General features: G+C 68.7%; 29 protein-coding genes. 20 read left to right on the forward strand and 9 right to left on the reverse strand.

The genetic code is table 11. The features are described 5' to 3' along the window. Positions 1 to 38 precede the first annotated feature (38 nt). Complete coding sequence (locus P0592_RS14980) at positions 39 to 197, forward strand: hypothetical protein (RefSeq protein ID WP_276271711.1); 159 nt, start codon at positions 39 to 41, stop codon at positions 195 to 197. Here the strand turns inward: P0592_RS14980 and P0592_RS14985 are convergent, their stop codons facing one another. After that, positions 198 to 1322: a CobW family GTP-binding protein gene (locus P0592_RS14985; RefSeq protein WP_276271712.1), complete on the reverse strand. Its 1125-nt coding sequence runs from the start codon at positions 1320 to 1322 to the stop codon at positions 198 to 200. 118 nt (positions 1323 to 1440) lie between these two features. Between P0592_RS14985 and aglJ the strand changes: the two genes are divergently transcribed. Continuing rightward, positions 1441 to 2466, forward strand: a complete 1026-nt coding sequence (aglJ, locus tag P0592_RS14990) for an S-layer glycoprotein N-glycosyltransferase AglJ (protein ID WP_276271713.1) — start codon at positions 1441 to 1443, stop codon at positions 2464 to 2466. Here the strand turns inward: aglJ and P0592_RS14995 are convergent. Both P0592_RS14995 and P0592_RS15000 read right to left on the reverse strand, forming a co-directional pair. Beyond that, positions 2463 to 2789 carry a DUF5789 family protein gene (locus P0592_RS14995; protein ID WP_276271714.1) on the reverse strand — a complete coding sequence of 109 codons (327 nt, stop codon included), beginning with the start codon at positions 2787 to 2789 and terminating at the stop codon, positions 2463 to 2465. The genes aglJ and P0592_RS14995 overlap by 4 nt on opposite strands. 48 nt (positions 2790 to 2837) lie before the next feature. Beyond that, entirely contained in the window at positions 2838 to 3191 is a 354-nt protein-coding gene (locus tag P0592_RS15000) for a winged helix-turn-helix transcriptional regulator (protein WP_276271715.1), read from the reverse strand. A gap of 136 nt (positions 3192 to 3327) precedes the next feature. Here P0592_RS15000 and P0592_RS15005 point away from each other — a divergent pair, with 136 nt between their 5' ends. After that, a complete protein-coding gene (locus tag P0592_RS15005; protein ID WP_276271716.1) occupies positions 3328 to 3747 on the forward strand; it encodes a DoxX family protein in 420 nt (139 codons plus the stop codon). Between the two features lie 115 nt (positions 3748 to 3862). Further along, complete coding sequence (locus tag P0592_RS15010) at positions 3863 to 5515, forward strand: rhomboid family intramembrane serine protease (RefSeq protein WP_276271717.1); 1653 nt, start codon at positions 3863 to 3865, stop codon at positions 5513 to 5515. Positions 5516 to 5518: 3 nt separating this feature from the next. Here P0592_RS15010 and P0592_RS15015 read toward each other — a convergent pair whose 3' ends face one another. From P0592_RS15015 to dph2, 5 genes are all read right to left on the reverse strand, one after another. Further along, complete coding sequence (locus P0592_RS15015; protein WP_276271718.1) at positions 5519 to 6145, reverse strand: METTL5 family protein; 627 nt, start codon at positions 6143 to 6145, stop codon at positions 5519 to 5521. 50 nt (positions 6146 to 6195) lie between these two features. Next, on the reverse strand, positions 6196 to 7302 hold the full coding sequence (locus tag P0592_RS15020) for a hybrid sensor histidine kinase/response regulator (protein ID WP_276271719.1): 1107 nt from the start codon (positions 7300 to 7302) through the stop codon (positions 6196 to 6198). A 2-nt stretch (positions 7303 to 7304) separates the two neighbouring features. Next, a complete protein-coding gene (locus P0592_RS15025) occupies positions 7305 to 7751 on the reverse strand; it encodes a response regulator (RefSeq protein ID WP_276271720.1) in 447 nt (148 codons plus the stop codon). Next, on the reverse strand, positions 7744 to 10077 hold the full coding sequence (locus P0592_RS15030) for a PAS domain-containing protein (protein WP_276271721.1): 2334 nt from the start codon (positions 10075 to 10077) through the stop codon (positions 7744 to 7746). The genes P0592_RS15025 and P0592_RS15030 overlap by 8 nt, the downstream gene beginning before the upstream one ends. Positions 10078 to 10148: 71 nt before the next feature. After that, on the reverse strand, positions 10149 to 11195 hold the full coding sequence (dph2, locus tag P0592_RS15035) for a diphthamide biosynthesis enzyme Dph2 (RefSeq protein ID WP_276271722.1): 1047 nt from the start codon (positions 11193 to 11195) through the stop codon (positions 10149 to 10151). Between the two features lie 139 nt (positions 11196 to 11334). On the opposite strand from dph2, the gene P0592_RS15040 reads away from it, so the two are divergent. From P0592_RS15040 to P0592_RS15085, 10 genes are all read left to right on the forward strand, one after another. After that, complete coding sequence (locus P0592_RS15040; RefSeq protein ID WP_276271723.1) at positions 11335 to 11733, forward strand: YlbF/YmcA family competence regulator; 399 nt, start codon at positions 11335 to 11337, stop codon at positions 11731 to 11733. A gap of 38 nt (positions 11734 to 11771) precedes the next feature. Continuing rightward, on the forward strand, positions 11772 to 11990 hold the full coding sequence (locus P0592_RS15045; RefSeq protein WP_276271724.1) for a hypothetical protein: 219 nt from the start codon (positions 11772 to 11774) through the stop codon (positions 11988 to 11990). A 102-nt stretch (positions 11991 to 12092) separates the two neighbouring features. After that, positions 12093 to 13421, forward strand: a complete 1329-nt coding sequence (locus P0592_RS15050; RefSeq protein ID WP_276271725.1) for an MFS transporter — start codon at positions 12093 to 12095, stop codon at positions 13419 to 13421. Between the two features lie 32 nt (positions 13422 to 13453). Next, positions 13454 to 14284 (forward strand): MBL fold metallo-hydrolase, encoded by an 831-nt coding sequence (locus tag P0592_RS15055; RefSeq protein WP_276271726.1) that lies wholly within the window; start codon positions 13454 to 13456, stop codon positions 14282 to 14284. Between the two features lie 78 nt (positions 14285 to 14362). Next, positions 14363 to 15535, forward strand: a complete 1173-nt coding sequence (locus P0592_RS15060; RefSeq protein WP_276271727.1) for a coiled-coil domain-containing protein — start codon at positions 14363 to 14365, stop codon at positions 15533 to 15535. A 42-nt stretch (positions 15536 to 15577) separates the two neighbouring features. After that, positions 15578 to 16474, forward strand: coding sequence for a phosphoribosyltransferase HisG-related protein (locus P0592_RS15065; RefSeq protein WP_276271728.1), 897 nt, complete (start codon positions 15578 to 15580; stop codon positions 16472 to 16474). A gap of 184 nt (positions 16475 to 16658) precedes the next feature. Further along, the gene (locus P0592_RS15070) at positions 16659 to 17180 is read left to right on the forward strand and encodes a DUF7344 domain-containing protein (RefSeq protein ID WP_276271729.1); all 522 of its coding nucleotides are present in this window, start codon (positions 16659 to 16661) and stop codon (positions 17178 to 17180) included. A 321-nt stretch (positions 17181 to 17501) separates the two neighbouring features. After that, positions 17502 to 18077 (forward strand): metal-dependent hydrolase, encoded by a 576-nt coding sequence (locus tag P0592_RS15075; protein ID WP_276271730.1) that lies wholly within the window; start codon positions 17502 to 17504, stop codon positions 18075 to 18077. A gap of 75 nt (positions 18078 to 18152) precedes the next feature. After that, complete coding sequence (locus tag P0592_RS15080; protein WP_276271731.1) at positions 18153 to 18491, forward strand: HalOD1 output domain-containing protein; 339 nt, start codon at positions 18153 to 18155, stop codon at positions 18489 to 18491. Between the two features lie 135 nt (positions 18492 to 18626). Next, on the forward strand, positions 18627 to 18944 hold the full coding sequence (locus P0592_RS15085; RefSeq protein ID WP_276271732.1) for a DUF5658 family protein: 318 nt from the start codon (positions 18627 to 18629) through the stop codon (positions 18942 to 18944). Here the strand turns inward: P0592_RS15085 and P0592_RS15090 are convergent. Then, on the reverse strand, positions 18941 to 19468 hold the full coding sequence (locus tag P0592_RS15090) for an HTH domain-containing protein (protein WP_276271733.1): 528 nt from the start codon (positions 19466 to 19468) through the stop codon (positions 18941 to 18943). The genes P0592_RS15085 and P0592_RS15090 overlap by 4 nt on opposite strands. 425 nt (positions 19469 to 19893) lie before the next feature. Between P0592_RS15090 and P0592_RS15095 the strand changes: the two genes are divergently transcribed. The 6 genes from P0592_RS15095 to P0592_RS15120 all read left to right on the forward strand — a co-directional run bounded on the left by P0592_RS15095 (position 19894) and on the right by P0592_RS15120 (position 26478). Continuing rightward, positions 19894 to 20232 carry a DUF7344 domain-containing protein gene (locus P0592_RS15095; protein ID WP_276271734.1) on the forward strand — a complete coding sequence of 113 codons (339 nt, stop codon included), beginning with the start codon at positions 19894 to 19896 and terminating at the stop codon, positions 20230 to 20232. A gap of 316 nt (positions 20233 to 20548) precedes the next feature. Beyond that, complete coding sequence (locus P0592_RS15100; RefSeq protein WP_276271735.1) at positions 20549 to 20749, forward strand: hypothetical protein; 201 nt, start codon at positions 20549 to 20551, stop codon at positions 20747 to 20749. A gap of 140 nt (positions 20750 to 20889) precedes the next feature. Further along, positions 20890 to 21789, forward strand: a complete 900-nt coding sequence (locus P0592_RS15105) for a 3-keto-5-aminohexanoate cleavage protein (RefSeq protein WP_276271736.1) — start codon at positions 20890 to 20892, stop codon at positions 21787 to 21789. Between the two features lie 93 nt (positions 21790 to 21882). Then, positions 21883 to 22872, forward strand: coding sequence for a nucleotidyltransferase family protein (locus tag P0592_RS15110; protein ID WP_276271737.1), 990 nt, complete (start codon positions 21883 to 21885; stop codon positions 22870 to 22872). Between the two features lie 295 nt (positions 22873 to 23167). Next, positions 23168 to 24073 carry a glycosyltransferase family 2 protein gene (locus P0592_RS15115; protein ID WP_276271738.1) on the forward strand — a complete coding sequence of 302 codons (906 nt, stop codon included), beginning with the start codon at positions 23168 to 23170 and terminating at the stop codon, positions 24071 to 24073. 236 nt (positions 24074 to 24309) lie between these two features. After that, positions 24310 to 26478, forward strand: coding sequence for a carbohydrate-binding domain-containing protein (locus P0592_RS15120; RefSeq protein WP_276271739.1), 2169 nt, complete (start codon positions 24310 to 24312; stop codon positions 26476 to 26478).

Raw genomic sequence — 26478 nt, forward strand, 5'->3', positions numbered from 1 at the left:
CCGGTACGGCTATGCCCGACTGGCCGCTACGGTGACATATGTGTCAGTACTGCACGTACCGGGACCAAGAGGGGTGGTCGCAGTTGCTGGAGTACGACGAGACCTACCAGACGGCCGTCGCCGCCGAGACGGCGTCGACCTACGGCTTCCACGAGTCGTGGGACGAACTCAAGGAGGACGTGGGCTACGGCGCGTAGTCAGGCCTCGCGCGGGAACGGGTCGTCCTCTTCGTCCGCCGCCGCCCGTTCCTCGTCGGTCGCGAGACAGCCGTCGAGCGACTCGATCAGTTCGTCCTCGTCGAGGTCCCGACCGATGACGACGAACCGCGTCTCGGGGTCGTCCTCGCCCCACTCGCCGATGGGGCCGGCCCGGACGTTCGGCCCCGCCCGACTCACGCCCAGCACCGTCTCGGGCCTGCTCGCCACCCAGACGAACCCCTTCGCTCGGACCACGTCCCCCTCCCACTCGTCGAGCCACGCGTCGAACCGCTCGGGGTGGAACGGCCGCTCCCGGCGGTAGACGACGGACTCGACGCCGTGTTCCTCGGCAGCCGAGACACTGCCGTGGTCGTGGTCAGCGTGGTCGTGTCCGTGCTCGGCGGCGTCCGCGAGCGCCCGCTTCCAGCCCTGCTCCCGTTTCGCCGCCTCGAAGTCGAACAGCCCGGTCCCGAGGACCGCCTCGGGGTCGACCTCGCTGAACGTGGTCCGGTACAGCGTCGCCCGCGGCTGGAGTTCCCGGATCGCCGCCTCCACTTCGTCGAGCGTGTCGTCGGGTACCATATCACACTTGTTCAGCAGCAGCACGTCACAGAACTCGATCTGGTCGACGAGCACCTCCGTCAGCGGGCGCTCCGGGTCCGGGGCGGCGTCGGGCAGCGACTCCTCGGGGTCGAAGGCCTTCCAGAACCCGAATGCGTCGACCACCGAGACTGTCGTGTCCAGACGGAACCGGTCCGGCAGACTCCCCTCCTCGGTCCCGACGGTGAGCGTCCGCGCGATGGGGACCGGTTCGCTGATGCCCGAGGCCTCGACGACGAGGTAGTCGAACTCCCGGCGCTCCGCGAGCCGCGTCACCTCGGTCACGAGGTCGTCCTGCAGCCGACAGCAGATACAGCCGTTCGAGAGGTCCACGATCCCCTCCTCCGCGCTCTCGGCCAGCAGCTCCGCGTCGACGTTCACCTCGCCCATGTCGTTGACGACGACCGCGAGCCGTCGGTCGCCGGGCTCTTCCAGCAGTCGGTTGACGAGCGTCGTCTTCCCCGCGCCGAGCGGTCCGCTGACGAGGGTCGTCGGGATCGTGTCACCGTCGGTGAACGAACTCATACGGAACGACTGGGCGCGCCGACGTATCAATCCACGGTGCAGGCCTCGGGGGCGGTCGATGCCGGGCCGCCGGCCGACGACCCGCAGTTATTTGGGCCCGCGTGGCCGACAGTCGGTAATGGCCGACCGCGACGACGTGTGCGTGCTGCTCCCCGCCTACGACGAGGCCGAGACGATCGAGCCGGTCGTCGAGGGGTTCCGCGCGCAGGGGTTCGAGAACGTCCTCGTCATCGACGGCGGATCGACGGACGGGACCCGCGACCTGGCGGCCGCGGCCGGCGCTCGCGTCGTCGAACAGACGACCGGCGGCGAGGGCAGCGGCAAGGGACAGGCCATCCGGGAGGCCGTCGAACGCCACATCGACGCCGAGTTCGTCCTGATGGCCGACGCCGACGAGACGTACCGTCCCGAGGACGCCGACCGGATGCTCGAACCGCTGTTCGAGGGGCGGGCAGACCACGTCATCGGTAACCGCTTCGCCGAGATGGAGGCCGGCGCGATGACCCGACTCAATCAGGTCGGGAACACGATCATCAACTGGGCGTTCTCGGTGATCCACGGCCACTACTACACGGACATCCTCTCGGGCTACCGTGCGTTTACCCGGGAGTCCTTCGAGCAGCTGTCGCTGTCCTCCGAGGGGTTCGGTATCGAGACGGAGATGGCCGTCGAGTGCGTCAAGCACGGCCAGCGGACCGTCGTCGTCCCCATCACCTACCGACCGCGGCCCGACGAGTCCGAGACGAACCTCCACCCGCTGCGGGACGGGGCGACGATCATCGTCACCCTCTACCGGATGGCCAAGACCAACAACCCGCTGTTCTACTTCGGCAGCGTCGGGTTCGGCTCGATCGGGCTGGGGGTCCTGCTGGGAGTCTACGTCGTCTACGAGTGGGTCGTCAGGAGCATCTCACACGAGGTCATCGCGATGGTCGGCGGCATCGCCATCGTGCTGGGGATCCAGCTGCTGATGTTCGGGGTCCTCTCGGATATGATCGTGACGGTCAACCGCGAGCAGACCCGCCGCCTGGAGCAGATCGCGCGGCAGATGAGCACCGAGGTGGAGGTCGGCGACGGCGACGAGTCGGCGACACGGGAGACGGACACCGAGACCACCGTGGCACCGGGCGACCGGCAGCGCTAGAAGGGGACCAGCGAGCGCAGCTGCGAGAGCAGGCTGGCACCGGTGGCGTCGCGCTTGCGCTCGAACACCGGGTGGAGCGCGTTCAGGAGTTCCTGCTCGTTCTCGAACTGCCGGGCGTTCACCTCGTCTAACGCCTCGGCCACGCTGATCGTGTGACCGGCGGCGTTGAACGGTACCTCGACGTGCCCCACTCGCTCACGGACGGTCCGCGCGTCGGCCGGATACTCGATGTCGTGCTCGGACAGGCGGGCGTCCAGCGCCGCGATGCCGAACTCGATGACGTCCGGTTCGTCGCTGTCGTCCGACGGTGGCCGTACTCCCATTACTCGCGTTGACGGTCCGGTCCCTGGAAAAGCCTACGCTCTCGGGGGCTACCCCTGGCAGGCGGCCAGCCACTCCTCTGCCCAGCCCTCGATCTCGTCGAACACCGGACAGAGCGACCGCCCCTTGTCGGTCAGTTCGTAGTAGGTCGCGACCGGCGCGTCCTCCTCCAGCCGCCGCTCGACGAAGTCCATCTCCTGGAGGTCGTCGAGGACGCGCGAGAGCGTGCGGGAACTCGCGTCGGTCGCCCGCTTGAGCTCGTTGAACCGCCGCTCCCCGTTCTGGAGTTCGTGGAGGACGACGAGCCGCCACTTCGACCCGATCTGCTCCATCGACTCGACGATCGCACAGGGTCCTTCCTCCGCTTCGGTCTCGGCCGCCTCTGAGAACACTTCCGATGACATCGGTGTTACCTACTGTCCTCTATGTCCGGGAAGCGATAAATAGGTTCGGATACGAACCAAGTAACGTGATGAAACCACAATCGCAGCGACGGACGGATCGGAGACGGACGACGGCGACGACGGAGGTGTACGCCTGATGGTGTTCGACACCGCCGCCGGCGGGATACTCTTCCTGCTCGCGCGGGTCCTCTTCGGCGGGGTCCTCGCGTTTATGGGCCTGAACCACTTCCAGAACGGCGAGACGATGGCGGGATACGCCGAGGCGAAGGGCCTGCCAGCGCCGGAACTGGCCGTCTACGCGAGCGGGGGACTGCTCGTCTTCAGCGGCCTGAGCATCGTCCTCGGTGCCTTCCCGGTGCTGGCCGCCGGCGCGCTGGCGACGTTCCTGCTGGTCTCGGCGGTGACGATGCACGACTTCTGGGCCGTCCCCGAGGACCAGCAGCAGGACGAGCTGACCGGGTTCCTGAAGAACGTCGCGATGGCCGGCGGCGCGCTCGTGCTGCTCTCGGCCGCCGGGACCGCGTGGCCCTACAGCGTCGGCCTCGCTCTGTTCTGACGCGGCGGCCCGGCCGGTCCGTGGGCACGTCGTTCGCCCCGAATGATAGGATAGCGCCGCTCTCGGGCGCTCGTCGGCGTCAATCATAAGCGAACGCCCGACAGACGTAGGGTAGATGCTTCAGTCGTGGTTGCCGACGGCGGTCGCGGCGCTGCCGCTCCGGCCGCTCGTCGTCGTGGTGACTGTCGTCGCAGTGCTGGCGGCGGTGCGCCGCCTCGCCGGCCGCCGGCTCGCCGCGCCGCTCCGCCGCCGGCTGCTGCTCGGACTGCCGTGGGGAACGCTGCTGACGATGGCGCTCGTCGCGGCGATCTACCTGTTCGTCCAGGGGGCGTGGTGGCACCCGCGGCCGCTCGTGACGCCGTTCCGGACGTGGTCGTACTTCTACCCGCTCGGGATGGTGACGGGGGCGTTCACGCACGGGAGCGTCGGCCACGTGACGGGGAACCTCCTCGGGACGCTGGTGTTCGGGACGGTCGTCGAGTACGCCTGGGGCCACTACCCACAGCGGCGGGGCGTCCAGTCGTTCACCGGCCTGCGGACCAACCCCTTCGCGCGCATCCTGGCGGTCCCGGCGGCGATGATCGCCGTCGGCCTGTTCACCGGCCTGTTCGCGATCGGCCCCGTGGTCGGGTTCTCCGGCGTCGTGTTCGCGCTCGGCGGGTTCGCGCTCGTCGCCCGGCCGTACCTGTTCCTGGGCGCGCTGCTGGCCAGTCGCGCCGTCGACCAGGTGTACGTCGCACTCCGGTTCCCACAGCCGACCGTCGGCGGCAGTACCCGGTTCGTCACGCCGTGGTGGGCCGACATCGCCATCCAGGGCCACGCCATCGGGCTGCTGGCGGGCGTCCTCCTCGCGGGCGCGCTGACGCTCGCGCGGGACGAACCCACTCGCCCCGCCCGGGTGTTCTTCGCGGCGCTCGTCTACGCCGTCTCGCGGGGGCTGTGGGCGGTCTACGTTCCGGTCGGCGGCGGCGAGTACACGCTGTACCGCTGGCTCGGGACCGGTCTCGTCTTCCTCCTCGCCCTGCTGGTCGCGACCGCGACGGCCCGGCGGGGGCGGGACCTCGTACCCGAGTTCGAGCGCGACGCGGGATCGCTGGCGACCCTCGCGGTCGTGGTGGCGCTGTGTTCGCTGTGTCTGGCCGCCGTCCCGGCGAACCTCGCGACCATCGAGGACGCCGAGGTGCCCGACGAGGGCATCGAGGTGGAGGGGTACACCGTCGCCTACGCGGAGGACGTGCGAAACGAGTACGCCGCCAGCATCTGGACACCGCTTGGGATCGGGGAGAGTCGGACGAACATCTCGACCAGCGGCGTGATCGTGGCGAACGCCGACCGCGAGATCTGGATCCGCACCGTTCCGAAGGGGCGGCTGGCGGTGAACCAGCGCGCCACGGTGGTCGTGGGCGGGGTCGGCTGGCGGGAGCCGGTCTACGCCAACCGAAGCGGCTGGAACGTCCTGGGCAACGACACCGTCTACCGGGTCCAACTGCGCCGGGCCGGCGGCCCGCGACGCACCGCCTACACCTCCCCGCCCTCGACCGCCGACGCGACGGTGGCCGGCCGGAACGTGACGCTTCGCGCCGCCGAGACGGGCTTCCGGGTCGCGGTCTCCCGTGGGAACGAGACGATCGCGACCGGCCCACTACCGGCGAATATGTCTTCCCGGTCCGTCGGCGGGCTCACCATCGAGCGCAACCGCACCCGCATCTACGCGTCGACCAACGACACCCGCGTCAGAATCGCCCGCGCGCGTCGACCCCCGGACTGACGGCTACCGGTCCCAGTCGATCCGGTACACCTCGACGGTGATCTCGCGGGACTCGGCGTCGTGGAAGTCGAACTGCCTCGGGAGCGTGAACTCCGCCTCGAAGGCGTGGGTCACCTCGCCGCCGTTGTCGGCCGCGAACGACTCGACGAACTCGCGGCTCCCCGCGTTGTGGACGGAGTATGAGACGTCGGCGACGGCCGCGGCAGTCGCCAGGAAGCCCCTGTCCGCGTGTTCGTTGCCCGACTGCGCCCCGAACGGGGGGTTCATCACGACCGTCGTCTCGGCCGGGGGACAGAGCGGGGCCCGCGTGGCGTCGGCCCGGACCCAGGAGACCGAGGTGCGCGTCCCGACCTTCCCCTCGTTCCGGCGGGCCGTCGACAGCGGGGCGGGGTCGACGTCGACGCCCACCACCGTCTCGGGCCCCCGGAGCGCCGCGGCCAGCGCCAGCATCCCGGTCCCACAGCCCAGATCCACGACGGTCCGGCCCTGGATGTCGCCCTGCAGGTCGGCCGTGTGGACGAGGTGAGCCGCCAGGTCCGGCGGCGTCCGGTACTGTTCGAGGCTGGCCTGGGGGTCGTCGAACCCCGCGACGACACCGAGCTGCTGGGCGAGGGCGCTCTTCGTCGGCATCACTTGTGATACGCCAGAATCATTCAAAAACCTTTGCAAATGCTCAGTAGTTATTCGAGCGGGAGCTCGACGACGAACGCCGCGCCGCCGAGGTCGCTGTCCTCGACGTGGATCTGCCCGCCGTAGCTGTCGATCATCGCGTCCACGAAGTAGAGTCCGAACCCGGTCCCGGCGGACTCGGACCCCTTCTCGCCGCGCTCGAATATCTCCCGACGGTCGGCCGGATCGACGCCCGGACCGTCGTCGGCGACCCGGACGACCGCCGAGGTGTCACGGACGGTGGAGGTCACTTCGACCGTGACCCCGTCGCCGTCCCCGTGCGTCTGCGAATCCGCGGGCGTGTACCCGTGTTCCACGGCGTTGAGCAGGAGGTTACCGAACACGTCCGGTAACAGGTCGTCGGCCACGACGACCACGTCGTCGACGTCGACGGTCACGTCGCAGTCGGGACGCGCCGACCGTGCCCGATCGGCCGCGCTCTCGACCGCCGGTGTCAGGGCCATCTGGTCTGTCTCGGTCATCTCCTCGGACGCGACGCTGTCGAGGACCGACCGGACCTTCTGGGTCAGGTCGATGATGTCGTCGCTCCACTCCACGATGGTCGTCGCGAACTCGGCCTGCTGCCCGTGGAGCTCCCGTTCCAGCATCTCCGCCCTCGCTCGGATGACGTTCATCCCGTTGAGCATGTCGTGCCGGAGGATGCTGTTGAAGAACTCCATCCGGTCCGCCTGCCGCCGGAGCTTGGTCTGCTGTCGCCGCCTGACGACCGCGTAGCGGAGCGCGCGAACGAGCCTGTCCCCGTCGAGGTCGCCCTTCGGGAGGTAGTCCTCCGCCCCTCTGCGAACGGCTTCGAGCGCCGTCTCCTGATCGTTCATCCCGGTCAGGACGATGATCGGCGTCCCGTCGACGAGGTCGGTCGCCCGGTCGAGGGTGTCGAGGCCGGTCGACTCCGGCAGTCCGAGGTCGAGGAGGACGACGTCGTAGTCGCGGCTCTCCAGGCGGTCGTTCGCCGTCGGCAGGGACTCCTCGTGGTCGAGGGCCAGGTCCTCGACGAACTCCGAGACGGTCGGCAGGTCGAGGTAGTGCTCGACGAGCTTCGCGTCACCGGGGTTGTCCTCGACGAGCAGGACGTCGAGCTCTGCTGACGTTCCCGACATCGTCACTCCGGCGGCCGCTTGACGACGGTCAGCCAGAAGTCCTCGACGTGGCTGACGATCTCGATGAAGCCGTCGAAGTCCACCGGTTTGGTCAGGTAGGCGTTCGCGTGCAGGTCGTAGGACTCGACGATGTCCTCCTCGGCCTCGGAGCTTGTGAGGACGACGACGGGGATGCGCTTCAGCTCCGGGTCGGACTTGACGTCTCGTAGGACCTCCTTCCCGCCCTTCTTGGGCATGTTGAGATCGAGCAACAGGAGGTCGGGCCGGGGTTCGCCGGCGTACTCGCCCTCCTGGCGGAGGTACTTCATCGCCTCGACGCCGTCGGTGACGACGTGGAGGTTGTTCAGTACGTTCCCACGTTCCAGTGCCTTCCGGGTCAGTTTCACGTCGCCGGGGTTGTCCTCGGCGAGCAGTATCTCGACCGGTCGGCTCTCGGTTTCATCAGCCATGAGCTTGCTCCTCCGTCGTGACCGCTGGTACGGTGAACTCGAACGTCGCGCCCTCGTCGGGCGTCGACACCACCCGGATGTCGCCCCCGTGCCGGTGGACGATGCGCTCACAGACCGGGAGCCCGATCCCCGTCCCCTCGGAGTCGTGGGTTCCGCCGCGCGTGAACACTCGGAAGATGTCGTCTCGGACGGCCTCGGGGACGCCGGGACCGTTGTCGCTGACGCGGAACCGAACCATCTCCTCGTCTACCTCCCCGGTGATCTCGACCCGCGGCCGCTCGTCGCCGTCCTCGGCCGCGTACGTGACCGCGTTCTTCACGAGGTTCTGGAATACCTGTCCCAGCTGGTCGCGGTCGGCCTCCACGTTCGGGAGGTCGCCGACAGTCACCTCGGCGTCGGCGTCGGCGACGTGCAACTGGAGGGCGGTGAGGGTCTCCTCGACGACCGCCTCGGCGTCGATCTCCGCGAACTCCTCTGCGTCGGTCTGGACCCGCGAGTACGTCAGGAGGCCGTCGATCATGTCCTGCATCCGGCGGGCTCCGTCGACGGCGAACGCCATGTACTCCCGTGCCTCCTCGTCGAGCTGGTCGCCGTACTCGGTCTCCAGCAGGTCGACGTAGCTCGACACCATCCGCAGCGGTTCCTGGAGGTCGTGGGACGCCACGTAGGCGAACTGCTGGAGGCTCTCGTTCGACCGCTCCAGCTCCTCGTGGTACTCCCTGAGCTCTCGGGCTCGCTCGGCCCGCTCCAGGGCCGCGGTCGCCGTGCTGGCGAGGATCTCCAGCAGGTGGCGCTCGATCTCGTCGAACTCCTCGATCTCGTCGCTCCCGACCAGCAAGAGCCCGTGCTCCCCGAGCGGGAGACAGAGCGCCGAGCGCAGTGAGGCCGCCGAGTGCGACGGCGCTGGGAGCGACCGGTAGTCCTCGACGTACTCGGTCTCCCCGGCCTCGAAGATCGCCATCTCGTCGGTGCCGGGATCGACTGGGCGCAGGTGCCCACCGTCCGCATCGAAGACGCGCCGCGCTCGATCTGTCGCGCCCGCGGGGCTGAGGCGGTCGTCCTCCTCGTCGTCGGTCCACATCGCGGCGACGGACCGACCGACGATCCCCTCTGCGATCCGGACCACCGATTCGGCGACCTCGTCCCGCGACGCCGCGTAGAGGAGTTCCTGCGTGGCGTCGTTCAACTGCTCGACGCGCTCCTCTCGGCGCTTCAGCTCCGTGATGTCGCGGGCCACGCCGACAACGTTGGTGAGCTCGCCGCCCTCGTCGTAGACAGGCTGGTACCAGGTCTCGAACCAGAGGTCCCCGATCTCCTGTGTCGTCCGGACCTCCTCGCCGTCGAGTGCGCGCTCGGCGGCGTCGGTGATGTCGTCGTAGCCCGCGTACGCCTCGAACACCGACGACCCCTCGAGCTCCCCGGGTTCGAGCCCGAGCGCCGCCAGTCCCCGCCCGGTCGAGTGGGTGAACACGCCGTCGGGGTCCAGGGTGAACACGACCACGGGGAGGTTGTCGACCAGCGTCCGGAGCTGCTCGTTGCGCTCCTTGCGGCGCTGCTCTCGCTGGCGGCGCTCGGTGACGTCCGCCAGGCTGACGACGACCCGGACGATCTCGCCGTCGTCGTACAGCGGCGTCGCGCTCACGGACACGACGACGCGCTCGTCGTCGGTCTCGATCGTGAGTTCCTGATCGCGGACTCCCTTCCCCGTCGAGAGGACCTTCGAGACCGGGGTGGCGTCGCTCTCCAGCGGGTCGCCGTCGACGGTCAACAGGCGGAACTGCTCCGGTAACGCGTCCTCGCCGATCAGCTCCGACCGGCCGACCCCCAGGATCGCCTCGGCCTGTTCGTTCGTCCGCAGTATCGTGCCCTCCGGGCTGTGGATGACGATGCCGGCCGGGTTGATGTCGAGCAGCCGGTCCAGCAGGTTCCGTTCGGTCCGGTGTTCGCGCTCGGCGGCGCGGTACGCCGTCACGTCGCGCGCGAACGCGACGACGCGATCCTCGCCGTCGATCGTGGTGTCCCGCAGCTCGACGTCCGTCCAGCGTGTCCTCCCGTCCGGTCCCTCGACCCGCCACTCGACGTGGGACGCACCGGTCTCGTGGGCCTCCCGGATCAGGTCGTTCGCGTCCGCCGTCGAGAAATTCGGCGGGCTGAACTCCCCGACGTGCATCCCGGCTATCTCTCCGGGGTCGACTCCCAGCAGCTCCCCGGCGGCGGTGTTCGCGTCCGTCACCTCACCGGTGTCCGGGTCGTGGACGAAGATGGGGTCCGGCGACGCCTCGAAGATGTCGCGGTCGGACGCCGTCCCGTCCTCGGTCGTGGGCATTATCGAACGCGAACGACACCGAGCGGTAAGGGTCTGTCCCCCCAGTTTTCAACGACGAAAACCGCCCACCGTCACCAGGTGCCGTGGAACGTGTCGAACTCCAGGTCCTCCAGGTCCCGCTCGCCGATCGCGATCTCGTACTCGCCGGGTGTCAGCATCGGCTTCTTGAACTGCGGGCCGTCGTCGGTGGTGATGCGGGGACAGCCCGTGTTGACGTAGGCGTCCAGCCCGAAGTTCGTCAGGCGGTCCGGCGTCACCTCGTCCATCGTGATGAGGTAGGCGTCGTCGTTGTTCTCGACGATCTCCTGGGCCTTCTCCCAGCGGCCCTGGCCGATCTTCGTACAGAAGATGACGCCCCACTCGTCGGCGTCCATCGCCTTGTGGACCGAGGCGTAGCGCTGTTTCATGAACTTCTCCGTGTCGGCGATCGAGAGGGCGTTGTTGACCGGGTCCGCGATGACGACCTTCTTCTCGGGGTGTTCCATCGCCAGCCCGAGCGGGTGGAACTTCCCGCCGCCGACGTAGAGGATCTGGTCGGCGTCGACCTCGGCGGAGGCGTAGTTACAGCCCAGCACCTGCCCCTCGTGGGTCAGCCGGTCGTCGCCCTTCCGGGTGTGGACGTCGTAGCCCCGCTCCTCCAGCCACGCCTTCATCTCGTCGAACTTGTTCATGTGCTGGGCCGTCGTCACCAGGCCCACGTCCGGGTCCTCGTCGGGGGCGGTCAGTTCCTCGTCGGCGGCCCGCTCCATCATCGGAAAGACGTCGACGTTGGAGAACAGCGGCACGTAGATGATCTTGTCCGACTCCTTCATCGGGGAGTGCCCGAAGTGGACGAACACGTCGGTCCGGCGCATCAGGAAGGTGTCGAGGTCGCAGGCCCCGTAACAGGGCTGGCCGGAGATCATCACCGTCACGTCGTCGGGCAGTTCCGCGCGCAGGTCGTCGGCGACGGCTGGGCCGCGCCGTTTCAGCCCCTCGGGGAACTGGAGCCCGACCTTCTCGGCGTCGCGCTCGTCGACGGCGTCGACGATGCGGTCGAGCTCGTAGTCCCACTCCCGGTCGTGTCTGAGCGACAGCCCGGTGTTCCGGAGGTCGCCCTCAGTCCGCTCTTGGCTCATTAGGACCGCATACTGGCTCGCGGGGCATAACCTCGGTGTTTCTCCCACGCGGCTCGAACGACCCGGGAGAGGGGTGGACGGCGACCGCCGACGGCCGCTTTCGGCAGGCCTATACCGCCACAGTCGCTAGGTGGTGGCGATGAGCATCGACAGCGACACCGCCGCCGACCCGACCGGCGACCGCGTCGAGGAACTCGCGACGGAGTTCGGCGAGGCGATCACCGAGCTCCCGGTCTACCAGCGCTACGTCGAGGCAAAGGAGGCCGTCGAGAACCACGAGGAGGCCCAGGAGGCCATCCAGGAGTTCGAGCAGCTCCGCGAGGAGTTCCAGCTCGCCCGGCAGACCGGCCGCGCCTCCCAGGAGGACCTCCGGCAGCTACAGGCCGCCCAAGAGGACCTCCACGACATCCCGGTGATGAGCGACTACCTCCAGGTCCAGAACGAACTGGAACTCCGCCTCCAGGAGCTCAACGAGATGGTCTCGGACGAGCTGGTCGTCGACTTCGGACAGAAGGCCGGCGGCTGCTGCGAGGACTGACCTCAAGATATTTCTCGGCGGCGTCCGACAGCGCCGCTATGGCCGACGCTGCCCTCCAGCACCGGCTCGACAGGATCGAACGTCGACAGCGACTCGTCCTCGGACTGCTCGTGACCGCGTACGCCCTCGCGGGCGCGTGGGCGCTCGTGTCGACGGTCCCCGCAGTCACCGCCTACCACGCCGCGGTCGCCCTCGCGGGCCTGGGGCTGGCCGCGGCCGGGACGGCGATGTACCGCCGCCGGGCGGCTGGCTCGTAGGCCGACGTCGGTCGGGACCGTCGCGGGCCGCCGCTCCGCGGCCCGGTTCGAAGCCTGAGAAAATAGCACAACAGATATTACGTCGGCCGGGCGACTCCGTTCGTGCGCACCCTGCTGACGAACCGGACGTTCCTCCGCCTGCTCGCCGGCCGCCTCGTCACGAACGCCGGCGACAGCATCTACTACGTCGCGGCCCTGTGGCTGGTCCACGACCTGGCGGGGTCGACGGTCTACACCGGGATCGCATCCTTCCTCGTGATGGCCCCGGGGATGCTCCAGTTCGTCGTCGGGCCGATGGTCGACGACCTGGAGATCCGGTGGGTGCTCGTGGTGACGCAGGCCGCGCAGGGCCTGCTCGTGCTGACGATCCCGCTGGCCGCGTGGCTCGGGGTCCTGCGCGTCGAACTGGTGTTGGTCGTCATCCCGCTCGCGTCGCTGCTGAACCTCGTCACCTACCCCGCGCAGTCGGCCGCGCTGCCGCGGGCGGTCGACCGCGAGAACCTCTCGACGGCCAACGCCGTGTTCAACACCGCCCACGAGGGCGTCAACATGGCCTTCAACGCCGTCGGCGGGGTGCTGGTCGGCCTCGCGGCCGTCGGCGCGGTGGGTGCGTTCGTCGTCGACGCCGGCACCTTCGCGCTGGCGATCCTGCTCTTTCTCGGGCTGACGCTCCCCGAGCGAGCGGGGGGAGACGGGCGGGCGGCGACCGCCGACGGCGGGACTGACCTCGGGGGCGCGCCGGACGGCGACGACGGCGCGGACGAGTCGGTCCGCGAGCGGGTCGACCGCTACACCGACGACTTCCGCGACGGACTCGCGTACCTCCGCGGGACGGCGTTCGTCCCGGTGCTCGCCCCGCAGGTGTTCATCAGTTTCGCGATGGGGATGATGCTCGCCATCCTACCGGCCTACGCCGGCCTGCGTGGCGGGTCGGGACTCTACGGCGTCCTCCTGTCGGCGCTGGCCGCCGGCGCGCTGATCGGCTCGGTCGCGTCGGCCCGACTGGACTGGGTCCCCTACGGCTACTGGATGCTCGGCGGGACGGCGCTGACGGGGATCGCCTGGGTCGGGGCCGCGCTGTCGACGTGGACGCCGGCCATCGTCGCGTTCTTCGCGCTGGCGATCGTCCACTCCGGCGGCAACAAGGTGCTGTTCGACACGCTCGTCCAGACGGTCGTCCCGGAGGCCAAGCTCGGCCGCGTGACCAGCTCGATGTCGACAATCAACGGCGTCGCGACGCCGATCGGGTCCCTCGTCGGCGGGGCCGCCGCCGCCGTCGTCGGCCCGGTACCGGTCGTGCTGTCCGTCGGGGCCGCGAACTTCGTCGGGACGGCCTACTTCGCGCTCTCGAAGTCGCTGCGCTCGCTGCCGGCCGTCGCGGACGTCGAGTACGGCGACGACCGGATCGAGGAGTTCTCGGGCGGTCCGTAACGACTTAGCCACCCCCACCCGCAGGGTCGCCTATGACAGTCGATTCAGACTGGGACGACTGGCTGCTGCGCGCCGTCGAGGACGCCGACCCCGACGGGCTGGCGGTCTGGTATCTGGGCTGTAACGGGTTCGTGGTCAAGACCAGCGGCGACACGACGGTGTTCGTCGACCCCTACCTGGGGATCGGGGACCCGCCGCGGACCGTCCGGATGATCCCGGTGCCGTTCGACCCCGCGGAGGTCACGGAGGCCGACGCCGTCCTGGGGACCCACGAGCACACGGACCACGTCCACGGCCCCTCGCAGGCCCCCATCCTCGCCGGCACCGGCGCGGACTACTACACCACCGACAGCGGCCACGACGTCGTCAGGGAGGAGGCGTGGCTGGAGAACTACGCGGTCACGGACGACCAGCTCCACGAGGTCGGTGAGGGCGACACCGTCGAGGTCGGCGACCTGACGATCCACGTCGAACCGGCCAACGACCCCGACGCCGAACACCCCGTCTCCTACGTCTTCGAGCACGAGGCCGGGACCTTCTTCCACGGCGGCGACGCCCGCCCCGGCGACTTCGAGGCGGTCGGCGAGGCCTACGACATCGACCTCGGGGTGCTGGCGTTTGGCACCGTCGGGATGATCGAGGACAGCGAGACCGGCGAGCCCCGGCGGACGAAGTGGTACAACGACGAGAACACGATCGTCGAGGCCGCGAACGAACTCCGACTGGGCAGACTGCTCCCGAGTCACTGGGACATGTGGAAGGGAATGACGACCGAGCCGACGGTGCTGCACAACCACGCCAGCAGCTTCGACTACCCGACGACGCTGGAGATCGCCGAGATCGGCGACCGAGTGGACCTGTAGCACCGCTCACCTGTTACTGTATCAATATTTGAGATCGGCGGAGTAGCTTTAATACCGGCGGGTTATGGAGTACCACACATGAGCGACTCACAAACGTACGAGGAGATTACCGTCGCCTCGGACGGGATCGCCGTCACCAAGCGGTTCGAGGCCGACGAGTTCCCCGTCCCGGCGATCGCGTTCAACGTCCGGTCCGACCGCTCGGAGGCGGTCCGACTCAGACTCGTCGACGAGGTGCCGGAGGACGTGGCCGTCGAGGACCTGGGCTTCCACCCGGAGTACGGCTCCGAGTACTGGGACATCAACGACGACCGTATCGCCTTCGAGAGGGAGATCGAGCCGGAGGCGGACTACACGACCGTGTACGGCATCCGGGCCACCGGCACCGACGACGTCGAGAAGTTCCTCACCGAACCAGAGATCGTCTCCGTCGACCCGCCGCTGGAGGGCGAGCACAGCGGCGGCGACATCGTGGGCAACGGCGACGACGCGGTCAGGGACGTCATCGCCGGCGACGCGGACAGCGTCCCCGGGCTCGACGAGGACGACGACGAGGACATCGAGACGCTGGACCTGAACGACCCCAACGAACCCGCCGGGGACGGCGCGGCGGACGAGAGCGCGGAGGCGACCGACGACGCCGAGGTGGACGTCGAGGAGGGGGTCGTGGCCGCGATGGCCGACGAGATCCGACAGAGCGACGTCTCCAAGGAGGACGTGAAACTGCTCCAGCGTGCCCTCGACGCCGTCGCCGAGGACGACGACGGGGAGAGCGACACCTCCGGCGTCGAGGAGGCGCGTATCCAGCGCATCCAGAGCGACGTGTCGGACCTGCGGGCGTACACGGACGCGCTGGAGGAGTTCCTCGCGGACAACGGCACCGGGGACCAGATGATCGAGGAGTTCCGGTCCCGCCTCGACGGCTTCGAGAGCGAGCTCGCCGCCTTCGAGGAGGAGATCCGGTCGGCCAAGTCGACCGCCGAGTCCGCCTCCGAGGACGTGGACCGACTCGACGCCGAGGTCGAGGAGATGCAGTCGACCGTCGAGGGCGTGGAGGAGGAGGTCGACGGTATCGAGTCCGAACTCGACCGGTTCGAGGACCAGTTCGACGAGGTCGAGGCCGAGATCGAGTCGGTCCGCGAGGACATCGGCGACGGGGAGCTCGACGACCGCATCTCCGAACTCGAGTCCGAGATCCAGGAGCTCAACGAGTGGCGCGACCAGCTCTCGTCGGTCATCGGCGGCACCTAACAACCGAACTGGTTTTATCCGTCCCTCCGCTGGTCACCGGTAATGACGACCACCAGAGTGGCGGTCCCCCGGAAGGGACGGCCTCTCGAAGCCGTGTTGGAACGGCTCGCGGCCCGCACCGGAACCACCGACTGGGCGGACGACATCATCTCGACGCTGCGCTACGAGAAGGCCGTCACGAAGGGCACTCAGACCGCTGACGCCGACGTCTACGGGCGGATCGCGGACTACTCCACGCTCGCGGACCCCACCGAGCCGGAGTACACGCTCCTGCGGGACGACCGTGACGGGATGCCCCGGCGCGTGGTCTTCGACAGCGTGACGGTCCCGACCGACCACGGGGACGTCCAGCTGGTCGGTCGCGAGGAGCCGTTCCGGGCGCTGCGGACCCACGAGTTCGCGCTCGGGTTCGACAGCGCCGACCTGGTGCTGGAGGAAGTGGTCCAGCTCCGGGACGAGGCACTGACGAGTATCGCGGAGATCAACGACCGCATCGACCCCCTCGACACCGACGTCCGGGTCGTCACCGGACTGGGAGACACGGTCTACCACACGCTGCTCGCGACCCCCACCGTCGCGGACGCGCAGGACCGGCCGCTCGACCGGACCTTCGTCGCGAACTACGAGGGGGAGCTCTGTATCTCGCCGCGATACGAGCGGCTGGTCGAGGCCGTCCTCGGGACGGCCGCCCTCGACGACGTCACCTTCACCTACCCCGACGACGGCAACGAGGAAGAAGCCGATATCGCCGCGACCGGGATCGGGGTCTACCTGACCGTGACCGGGTCGACCGCCCGGGACCACGGACTGGAACTGGGCGAGCGACTGTTCCCCAGCGAGACGGTGCTGCTGGAGAACGCCCACGAACGGACCGAGCGCGTCCGCCGCGTCGCCGACCTCTTCTCCGACCCCGAGGAGACCGCACTCCAATCGGTCTGACAGATCGGGGTCGATCACCCGGCCCGTCGTCGCCATCCGAGATCCGTTCATAACGGCAGTAACCACCACTGTCCCCTGGGTAACGACGCTGTAACAAATGTGTCTCCGCGAATCGGTACGTTCGTGCCGCGCCCGGACGGCGTCGATTCGAACCGTTCACCTACCAACCGCTGCGATGGATGCGATGGATCAGAACAACACATCACTCTCACGTGACCGCGTCTTCGATATCCTGAGTAGCCCCCGGCGACGATACGTCCTGTACTTCCTGCGTCAGGAGTCGTCCCCCATCCAGCTGACGGAACTGGCCGAACACGTCGCTGCGTGGGAGAACGACACGACGGTCGAGGAACTCTCTACACAGCAGCGAAAGCGGGTGTACGTCTCACTGTACCAGACCCACCTCCCGAAACTGGCCGACTCCGGACTCGTCGACTACGACGAGGACTCCGGCGAGGTGGCAATCGCTCGGAAGGCCTCGGAGATCGACCGCTACCTGGGGGAAGAGCCCGACAGCCCGGCGTGGTACCGGTACTACCTCGCGCTCGCGGTGCTGAGTCTCGTGTTCATCGTCGCCTCGGCGGCCGGACTGGTACAGGCCGCCGTCGTCGCGCCCGTCGTCGTCGGGGCGTTCGTCCTGCTGACGGTCGTCCACGCGGTGTTCCGGTGGCGAAACGACTCCTCACCGATGGAGTTCGAAGAGTGACACGTACTACTCCTCCCCCTCGGGGAGCAGCTGTTCGGGCTTCCGGAGATACGTCGGCGTGTTCGCGAACTCCGCCATCCGTTCGAGCTCCTGCTCGGTAAGATGCTCTGGCATCAGTCCACCACACACCGTGTCGGCGGATAGTAATTGAGGCTATATTTTCGGTAATCGGACGTTTACCGACACCGAGCGACCCGGAGCGTCGACCGTCCGAAAGCGGTGCCGTCGCCGACTCGTCCGGTGTATCGTCGGCATAACAATACGGGCCCGACGGTGAGCGGCCACCGTGAACCCGATCAACGACGCTTCCCAGCGGGACCGGTGAGAACGGTGTGGCCCTGGAACCACCTCGCGGTCGGCTACTTGGCGTACTCGCTTCTCAGGCGCACGGCGGGGGGCGAACGGCCCGGGACGGGCTGTGTCCTCGCGGTCGCGTTCGGCTCGCAGTTTCCGGACCTCGTCGACAAACCGCTCGGGTGGGGCACGGCGCTTCTCCCGTCGGGGACGACGCTCGCCCACTCGCTGCTGTTCGCGGTCCCGCTCTCACTCGTCGTCGTCGCGGCGGCGGCGTGGCGCGGACGCACGGCGCTGGCCGCCGCGTTCGTCGTCGCCTACCTCCTGCACCTCCCCGCCGACGCGCTCTTCCCGGTCATCTTCGGCGGGCGGCCGACCACGGCGTTCCTGCTGTGGCCGGCGGTCCCGGTCGACCCGGCACCGTCGACGACGATCCCCGCTCGGGTCGGCGACCTCTGGTCGTCGTTTCTCGCCCTCCTCGCGACGCCGGGGGGACAGCGGTACGTCCTGCTGGAGGCGTCGCTGCTCGCGGCGACGGCCCTCGCGTGGATCGCTGACGGTGCTCCCGGGGTCGGGAGCCGCTGGAGCCGCCGCCCGTCGTGACCACGGCACCCGCGACGGCGCTCGCACCGAAACTGCAGTGTATTTATATCTCGGCTACCGTGAGGAGAGTAACAGATGGCTTGTGACGACGACGCCCAATCGGATGGGCGTGACTCCGGTCGGTCGGAGACCGACGACGCCGCGGTACCGACGTATCACCCGGAGACCGACACGTACATCGAACAGTTCGACCCGGACACGGTAGCCGCGAGCAGGGCCGTCGTGGAGTCGATCGCGGCCGTTCGCCGCCGCAGCCCGATGGAGGCGGACCCGCTGTACGAGACGATCGACCCGGACGCGCTCGACAGCGTGGTGGAGTCGGGAGACCCGTCGGTCAGCGTCACCTTCGACGTGGACGGCTTCTGGATCGAAGTCCGTGCCATCGGACGCATCGAGATCACCCCGCCGGAGTGACAGCCGGGGGCGGCGACCACTGCCGTTTACGCCGCCTAACGGCCGGAACCGTCCGGTATCTTGCTCGTTACCTTGACGGTCGGGTCGGTCTGTCAGGGCGTGCTCCCGGACACCAGGCCGCGGGTTCGCCCGGTCGTGAACCACCGACTCGATCTGGAACACCTGCTCTGGGGCGGCGTCCTCGGGGCGTCCGGCGCGGACATCGCGCTGACGCTCGTCGGTCTCTCGCTGTGTTTCGCCGAGGCGAACCCCGTCGCGCGAACGGCGATCGACCTCGCCGGCGGTGGCGGACTCGTCGCACTGAAGACCGGCGCGCTCGGGCTGTTGTTCCTGCTGTGTCGCCGGGTCGGGCGGCGCTACCGACTGGCCGCGCTCTCGGCGTTTCTGCTCCCACAGGCCGTCGCCGCCGGTCACAACGGTGTCCTGTTGTTGCGACACGCCCCCGCCTGTTAGGCGGAGTCCTCCGCGAGCGCGTGCGAGGGCTCTCCGGCGGTCGCTTCGAGGTACGTGACCGCGGTCTCCGGCGTGTGGACGACGTCGTCGACGAGACACGGGAACACCCCGACCAGGTCCCCCTCCGCGTCCGAGAGCGCGAGACACCGCTGTGGCGGGACGATCCGCTGGAACTCCTCGTCCGTGATGCTCGATCGGACCGTCCCGTTCCGGAAGAACGGTGCGACGGAGAAGTTCCGCTTCGCCGCGAGGGCGTAGAAGCTCGCGATGGTCGGAACGATGTGAGCCCCGCCGCCGACGTCCGCGAGCGCGCCGTCGGGACAGACGCTGTCCCCCCAGACGGTCACGCGGAGGTCCGCGAGTCGACCGTCCTCCCTGAGGCCGTCCAGCCGCTCGACGAGGTCCTCCTGCCGACTCTTACTGCCGACCGGTGCCAGCGAGCGGACGAACAGCTCGGCGGACAGCCCGGTCCCGACGGGGGACAACAGTCGCTCCAGATCTGTGGACGCGTCCACTGTACTCATAGCGATACGTGTCGATGCCCCGAGAGACGTGATAAACACGTGGGGCGGTTCAGCGGCTAAGGCGCACCTATCTCGCGTCGAAAGAGTCGGCGGCACTGGGGAGAGCAGCGCACGGCGAAGCCGACGGGTATCGGGCCGCCGTGGCCGAGTGGGGTGGGTGAGTCGGCAAGGGATGGACCGGTGTGGGCGCTCTCCCCACTGTCGTGTGGGCTGGCCCGCCATATTGTTATTTCACTGTTAGGTCTGGTAGGCGGTGACTCTCGCGGACTCGACGCGGGCGAGCGTCCCCGAAAGAGCTACATAACTACCAGTCCGTCGACCGTCGCTTTCCCCGATGTTCGAACTCTCACGGGTGCCGATGCGGGACCGCGACGATCTCGTGGATGGATCGGATTACCGCCACGGTTACGTCGACTTACCGGCCGATGAGTGAGGGTGGGCCACCCGACGACGGCGACGAACTCGACGGGGCCCGCGTCGCGCTCGTCGCCGACGAGTGTCGCCGCCGCCTCCTGCGCCACCTCGCGTCGGGCGACCGACGCGAACACACGCTCGCGTCGCTGACGGCCGCGCTCTCCGAGCGAGCAGACGCGTCCGGCTCGACCGAAGGCCGGGACCGGGACTTGCGCGTCGCTCTCCACCACGTCCACCTGCCCAAACTGGACGACGCCGGTGTGATCCACTACGACCCCGACACCCACCGGATCGAGTATCTCGGTGACCCGGAGATCGAGTCGCTCCTCTCGCGTCTGGACTCCGAGTGAGCTCCGGGAGGCGCTGATCCGCTCAGCCGCGACCCCGCTCCGCAGGAACACAGCCGAGACCCGAACTGGAGGCGACTGGTACGTAGTCTGAACGTAGCTGGCATAGAAGATTGGAGTACCGGGTAACAACGACTTTTCCAGTAAGTCGATCTTACGCTGGTATGACGCGCCGAACACAGCCGAGACGGACGGGAACCGACTGCTCGGCGGCTACGAAGGAACTGCTTACCGGCCGGAGCCACGCGAGGGGTCACCTCCGAGCCCCTCGCTCGTCAGGGCGTCACGGCACGAAGACCTCCACGTCGAACCGGCGAGGATGTTGACCGACACGAACTGGGAGGAGGTGCCCGACGACCCCGACCCGCACGAGAACCTCGACTACGAGCTCCAGGACCTCACGGTCATCCAGTCCGAGGCGGACGACAACTACGTGTTCCTGCCCGCCGAGGAGGACCACCTCCTCGAAGAGGCGTTCATCGTCGCGAGCGAGGACTCGGTCGTCGACCTCCGCGAGTGACGCCGGTCGTCGTCGACCACGTCCAGCCGCGTGTAACGTCTCCCCCAGCGGTGCGTCTCGTCACCGTGAACGGGGGAACATAGGCACTCCATTACTATCGCTGCGAGGGTCCACGGAGGAGCCGTGCCAGCCATCGCGCGATGACATACGAGGACTACATCCGCGGCGACGAGGTGATCCTCGGCGTCGCCCCGACGGGGTACCGGTACGGGACCGAGACGAACGAGGCGCTCCCGACGACGCCCGACGAGGTCGCCAAACAGGTCTACGAGTCGTCGTCGCTCGGTGCGACACTCGTACACGTCCACGGACGCGACGACGACGGGGAACCCGACCCCACGCGGCTTCCGGCGTTCGGTGGGGCGATCAGGGACGTCTGCGACGACGACGTGCTGCTGGACTACGCCGCCGATCCGAGCTGTCCGCTGGGCGACTTTCTCGACGTCCTCGACCGGGAACCGAGGCCGGCGTTCGCCACCGTTCGGCTGAGTCCCACCCAGTACAGCTACCGGGAGACGTCGTCGATCAGCCGGCGTGACGTCGACCGGTTCGTCGGCGAGCTCCAGTCCCGCGGCATCCGTCCGAACCTCCTCGTGACGAGCGACAGCGACGTCCACGAACTCCACCGCTTGCGCTCGGCCGGAGTGCTGTCGGGGACGCCGCTGGTGACGGTGAAGTTCGGTGCTCCCGACGGCGCGCTCGGGTCGCCGCTCCACGTCCGCTCCGTGCTGGAGGCCGTCCCGGACACGGCGGCGTGTGTGGTCAGGGCGACGGGGCCGAACCAGTACCCCCTGCTCGCGGTGGCGTTCTTCCTCGGCGCGCATCTGACGACGGGGATGGAGGACAACCTCTTTCTCGGCCCCGAGACCCCGGTCGAACGGAACGCTCAGCTCGTCCGACAGGTCGCGGAACTGGTCCGTTCGTCGATCCGGCCCATCGCCGACACGGCGACGGCTGGGGATCTGCTCGCGGTCGACCGGGCGAGTCCCGACCAGAGCGGCGGAGAGGTGGAGGATCCGGAGGACGCTCGCCCCGAGTAGCGGCCACGTAACAACGGCTCCCTTCGTCGTCCCTTGCGCTATGCCGACTGGACACGCCATCGCGGTGACGCGGTACGGACCGGAGGGAGGCGTATGAAAGCGGTCGTCCTCGCGGGCGGGTACGCGACGCGACTGTGGCCGATCACGCGGGACCGACCGAAGCCGCTGTTGCCGGTCGGCGACACGACCCCACTGGGTCGCATCCTCTCGGGGCTGGAGACGGAACACCGCGTGGACCGGGTCTACGTCTCGACGAACGCACGGTTCGGCGACCGGGTCCGGTCGTTCGTCGCGGACGGCCCCTACGAGAAGGCGACGGTCAGCGTCGAGGAGTCGACCGCCGAGGCCGAGAAACTCGGCGTCGTGGGCGGCCTGTCTCGGCTGGTCGACCGGGAGGGGATCGACGACGACCTCCTCGTGGTCGGCGGCGACAACCTCTACAGCTTCGCCGTGTCGTCGTTCGTCGACTTCGTCGCCGAGCGCGACGACCCCTGTCTCGCCGCCTACGATCTGGGCGACCGGAGTCGTGCGACGGAGTACGGCGTCGTCTCGCTCGACGGCGACCGGGTGACGTCGTTCCACGAGAAGCCCGATCGGCCCGCGAGCTCGCTGGTCTCGGTCGCGTGCTACGGGTTCCCGGCGGCCTCGCTGTCGAAGCTCGACGACTACCTGGCGGCTGGCAACGACCCCGACGAACCGGGCCGGTTCCTCCAGTGGCTCCAGGCGCGGGACGCGGTCCGGGCGTTCACGTTCGACGGCGAGTGGTTCGACATCGGGACGCCGCGGGGTTATCTCGACGCCGTCGCGTGGCACCTCGACGGGGACACGATGATCGCCGAGGGAGCGACGGTCGAGAACTCCTCGCTCGGTGACGCCGTCCACGTGATGGACGGAGCCGAGATCGTCGACTCCGACCTCCACCGGACCGTCGTCTTCCCGGAGGTGACGATCGACGACTGCTCGTTCTCCGACTCCATCGTCGACCGCCACGCACACCTCAGTGCGCTGGCGCGGCGCGAGGCGGTCGTGGGCTCGCACTCGCGGATCGTGGCCGGGACCGCGTCGAGCGAGTCGACCGACTGACCGGCCGCCGGCGCGGGGGACCGGCACACCGTGTCCGGATCTCCTCGGCCGTAGCTGTCCGCTACCTGTCGAAATATGAGCATAACAAACAGCGGATGGACCGACCGAACCGGTAACGCGATCCGCCGACGTCGGCGGGCCGCTGGAGACAGTTGGACTACCATGAACACGGCAAACGAGCGGTGTCGGTGGGACCTGCCCACCGGACAGGTCGCGGGCGACCGGAACCGAACCGGGAAAGCCGGACAGTCCGTGGACTGCCGGCGTCCGGCCGGCCCACCGGGGGAGCGGTAGGATGTACGAACAGACCGCCATCGGGGTGGTCGTCCCCGCTCACAACGAGGCGGAGTTCGTCGGTGACGTCATCGACTCGGTCCCCTCGTTCGTCGATAGGCTCTACGTCGTCGACGACTGCTCGACGGACGGGACGTGGACGGAGATCCTCGAACACGCCGACGGGGCCGAAGCGGAGCGGGTCTCCGCTGGGGCGGGTTCTCCCGACGGAGCCGCCGGCGGTGTCCGGCGGGCCGACGGCGGCGTCGACGTCTCGCTGACACCGGAGGGGCCGGGGTCGTTCGAGCGGACCGTGGTCCCGGTCCGTCACTCGGTCAACCGCGGTCGCGGCGGCGCGGTCAAGACCGGCTACCAGCTCGCCCTCGTCGAGGGACTCGACGTGGTGGCCACGATGGACGGCGACGGGCAGATGGACGCCGACATCCTGGACCGGATCGTCGACCCCGTGGCCAACGGTGACGCGGACTACGCGAAGGGGAACCGACTGGTCGATCGCGACCACTGCTCGGCGATGTCGAACTGGCGGCTGTTCGGCAACGTCGTCCTGACGCTCCTGACCAAGGTCGCGAGCGGGTACTACGGGATGCGGGACCCCCAGAACGGCTACACCGCCATCTCGGTCGAGACGCTCCACGACATCGACGTCGGGTCGCTGTACAACGACTACGGGTTCCTCAACGACGTCCTGATCCGGCTGCGGGCGAGCGGCAAGCAGATCGTCGACGTCCCGATGCGGGCGGTCTACGAGGACGAGGAGAGCGGCATCCAGTACCGGAGTTTCGTCCCGTCGCTCTCGGCGCTGCTCGCGCGGATGTTCTGCTGGCGGCTCTGGGTGTCGTACGGTCCCGGCGAGCGCGACGGGAGTTCCACCCCGCCGACAGACGTCGGCGCTTCGGGCCGGAAGTGACGGGTCGTGACCGCCGCTGATCGACTGCCACGGGCGCCCGTCGCTCCCGGGCCCGTCTCCCCGGTAAGACGATCCTATGCGACCAGCGCGCTCGGTACGACCGCCGTAACCGACCGACGACACGGCGGTTCGGACGCCGGTGGCTGGCACGCAAGCGGACCTGACTGGTACGTAGACGGATCTATCACGGTCCACCCGGTAACAACGAATTTTATAGTAATCTCGAACTACCGGGTGTGGCAAACACAGAACGGAACCGCTCGCCGGAGTCGACCGGCGAGTCGAACGAGGACGCTGACGAAGGAGACGCAACGACTGTCGGACGTCGAACGTGGCTGCAGATGGCCGGCGTGGCAGTCGCCTCGGTCGCTGGCCGCGCCAGTAACGAGGTCCTACCCGGGGGGAACGGCGGCGGCACCGCCGCGGGCTACGGCGGCGCGCCGACGCTCGCGGACGCCCTCTCGCCGCACAACCCGCTGTCGACGAACGCCGGCGACGCGATCACCCCGCCGCGGTCGGGTGACGTCGACGGGCTCGGGATCGGCGACGGCGTCGCGGCGCGGGTGACCGGCGACTCCGACTGGTACGCGCTGGACGCGACCGGCGTCTCGAACCTGACGCTCTCACTCACTCGGCTGGACCCCCGAGGGGTCGCCGGGATCGCACTGTACGACGCCGCCGGGTCGCTCGTCCAGCAGGCCTACGTCACCGGGGACGATCCGGTGTTCCTGCCGGCCGAACCGGCCGACGAGCCACACTACGTCCAGGTGACCGACGCGGGGACCGAGGCGACGTCGTACGAACTGTCGACGACCGCGGCGTCGACGACGGCACAGCAGTCCCCCTTCGAGGGGACGGTCTCGGAACTCCCCGGCCGAATCCAGGCCGAGAACTACGACCTGGGCGGGGAGGGGACGGCCTACCACGACACGAGCGACGGCAACGAGTACGACACCACCTACCGCGACGGCGACGTCGACATCCGGGAGACGCAGGACTCCTCGGGCGCGTACAACGTCGGCTACTTCCAGGACGGCGAGTGGCTGGAGTACACCGTCGACCCCACGCCGGGGACTTACGACGTCCAGTTCCGCGTAGCGACGCCGCGGTCGAACCGCCGCCTCCGGCTCTCGCTCGACGGCGAGACACTGACGACGGTGACGCTGCCCAGCACGGACGGCTGGCGCGACTGGCAGACCGTCACCGCCGAGGATATCCGAGTCGAGAGCGGCGGCAAGCAGGTCCTCCGCGTCGAGGCGCTCGACTCCGGCATCGACTTCAACTGGATCGAGTTCGCCGGCGTCGCCCTCTCGGGCGCGTTCCAGGGGACGCCGGCGAACATCCCCGGCCGGATCCAGGCCGAGAACCACGACACCGGCGGCGAGGGGTTCGGCTACCACGAGACGACGGCCGAGAACAAGTACGACACGTCCTACCGCGACGGTGCCGTCGACATCCGGGAGACGCAGGACTCCTCGGGCGCGTACAACGTCGGCTACTTCCAGGACGGCGAGTGGCTGGACTACACCGCCGAGGTCGAACCCGGTCGGTACGACGTTCACCTCCGGGTCGCGACCCCGCGGGACGGCCGGAAGGTCGCGCTCTCCCTGGACGGACAGGCCCTGACGACCGTCGCGGTTCCCAACACCGGCGGCTGGCGGAGCTGGGAGACGACGACCGTCGAGGACGTGAGGATCGACACCGGGGGCCAGCGGGTCCTCCGGTTGGCGGCGGTCGGCTCCGGTATCGACGTGAACTGGATCGAGTTCGAGCCGGTCGGCAGCGACGGCTCCGACGGCGGATCTGACGGTGGCTCTGATGGCGGCTCTGACGGTGGCTCTGATGGCGGTTCCGACGGCGGCTCTGACAGTCCCACCGGTCAGCGCCCGTTCGAGACCGTGAGGGCCATCCCCGGTCGCGTCCAGGCCGAAGATTACGACCTGGGCGGGGAGGGGACGGCCTACCACGACACGAGCGACGGCAACGAGTACGACACCACCTACCGCGACGGCGACGTCGACATCCGGGAGACGCAGGACTCCTCGGGCGCGTACAACGTCGGCTACTTCCAGGACGGCGAGTGGCTGGAGTACACCGTCGACCCCACGCCGGGGACCTACGACATCCGGGTGCGGGTCGCGTCGGCCCGTTCCGGCCGGAAACTCTCGGTCTCGCTCGGCGGGACGGAACTGGGCACCGTCGACGTGCCCAACACCGGCGGCTGGACGACCTGGGAGACGGCGACTCTCACGGGCGTCTCGATCGAGAGCGACCAGAAGCAGATCCTCCGCCTGGAGGCGGTCGGCTCCGGCATCGACGTGAACTGGATCGACTTCGTGACGCACAGAGCGGACGACTACGGGGGACTGGGCTACGGTGCGGGCGGCTACGGAGAAACTAACTGA

Source organism: Haloarcula litorea, assembly GCF_029338195.1.
GTDB classification, from domain to species: Archaea; Halobacteriota; Halobacteria; order Halobacteriales; family Haloarculaceae; genus Haloarcula; species Haloarcula litorea.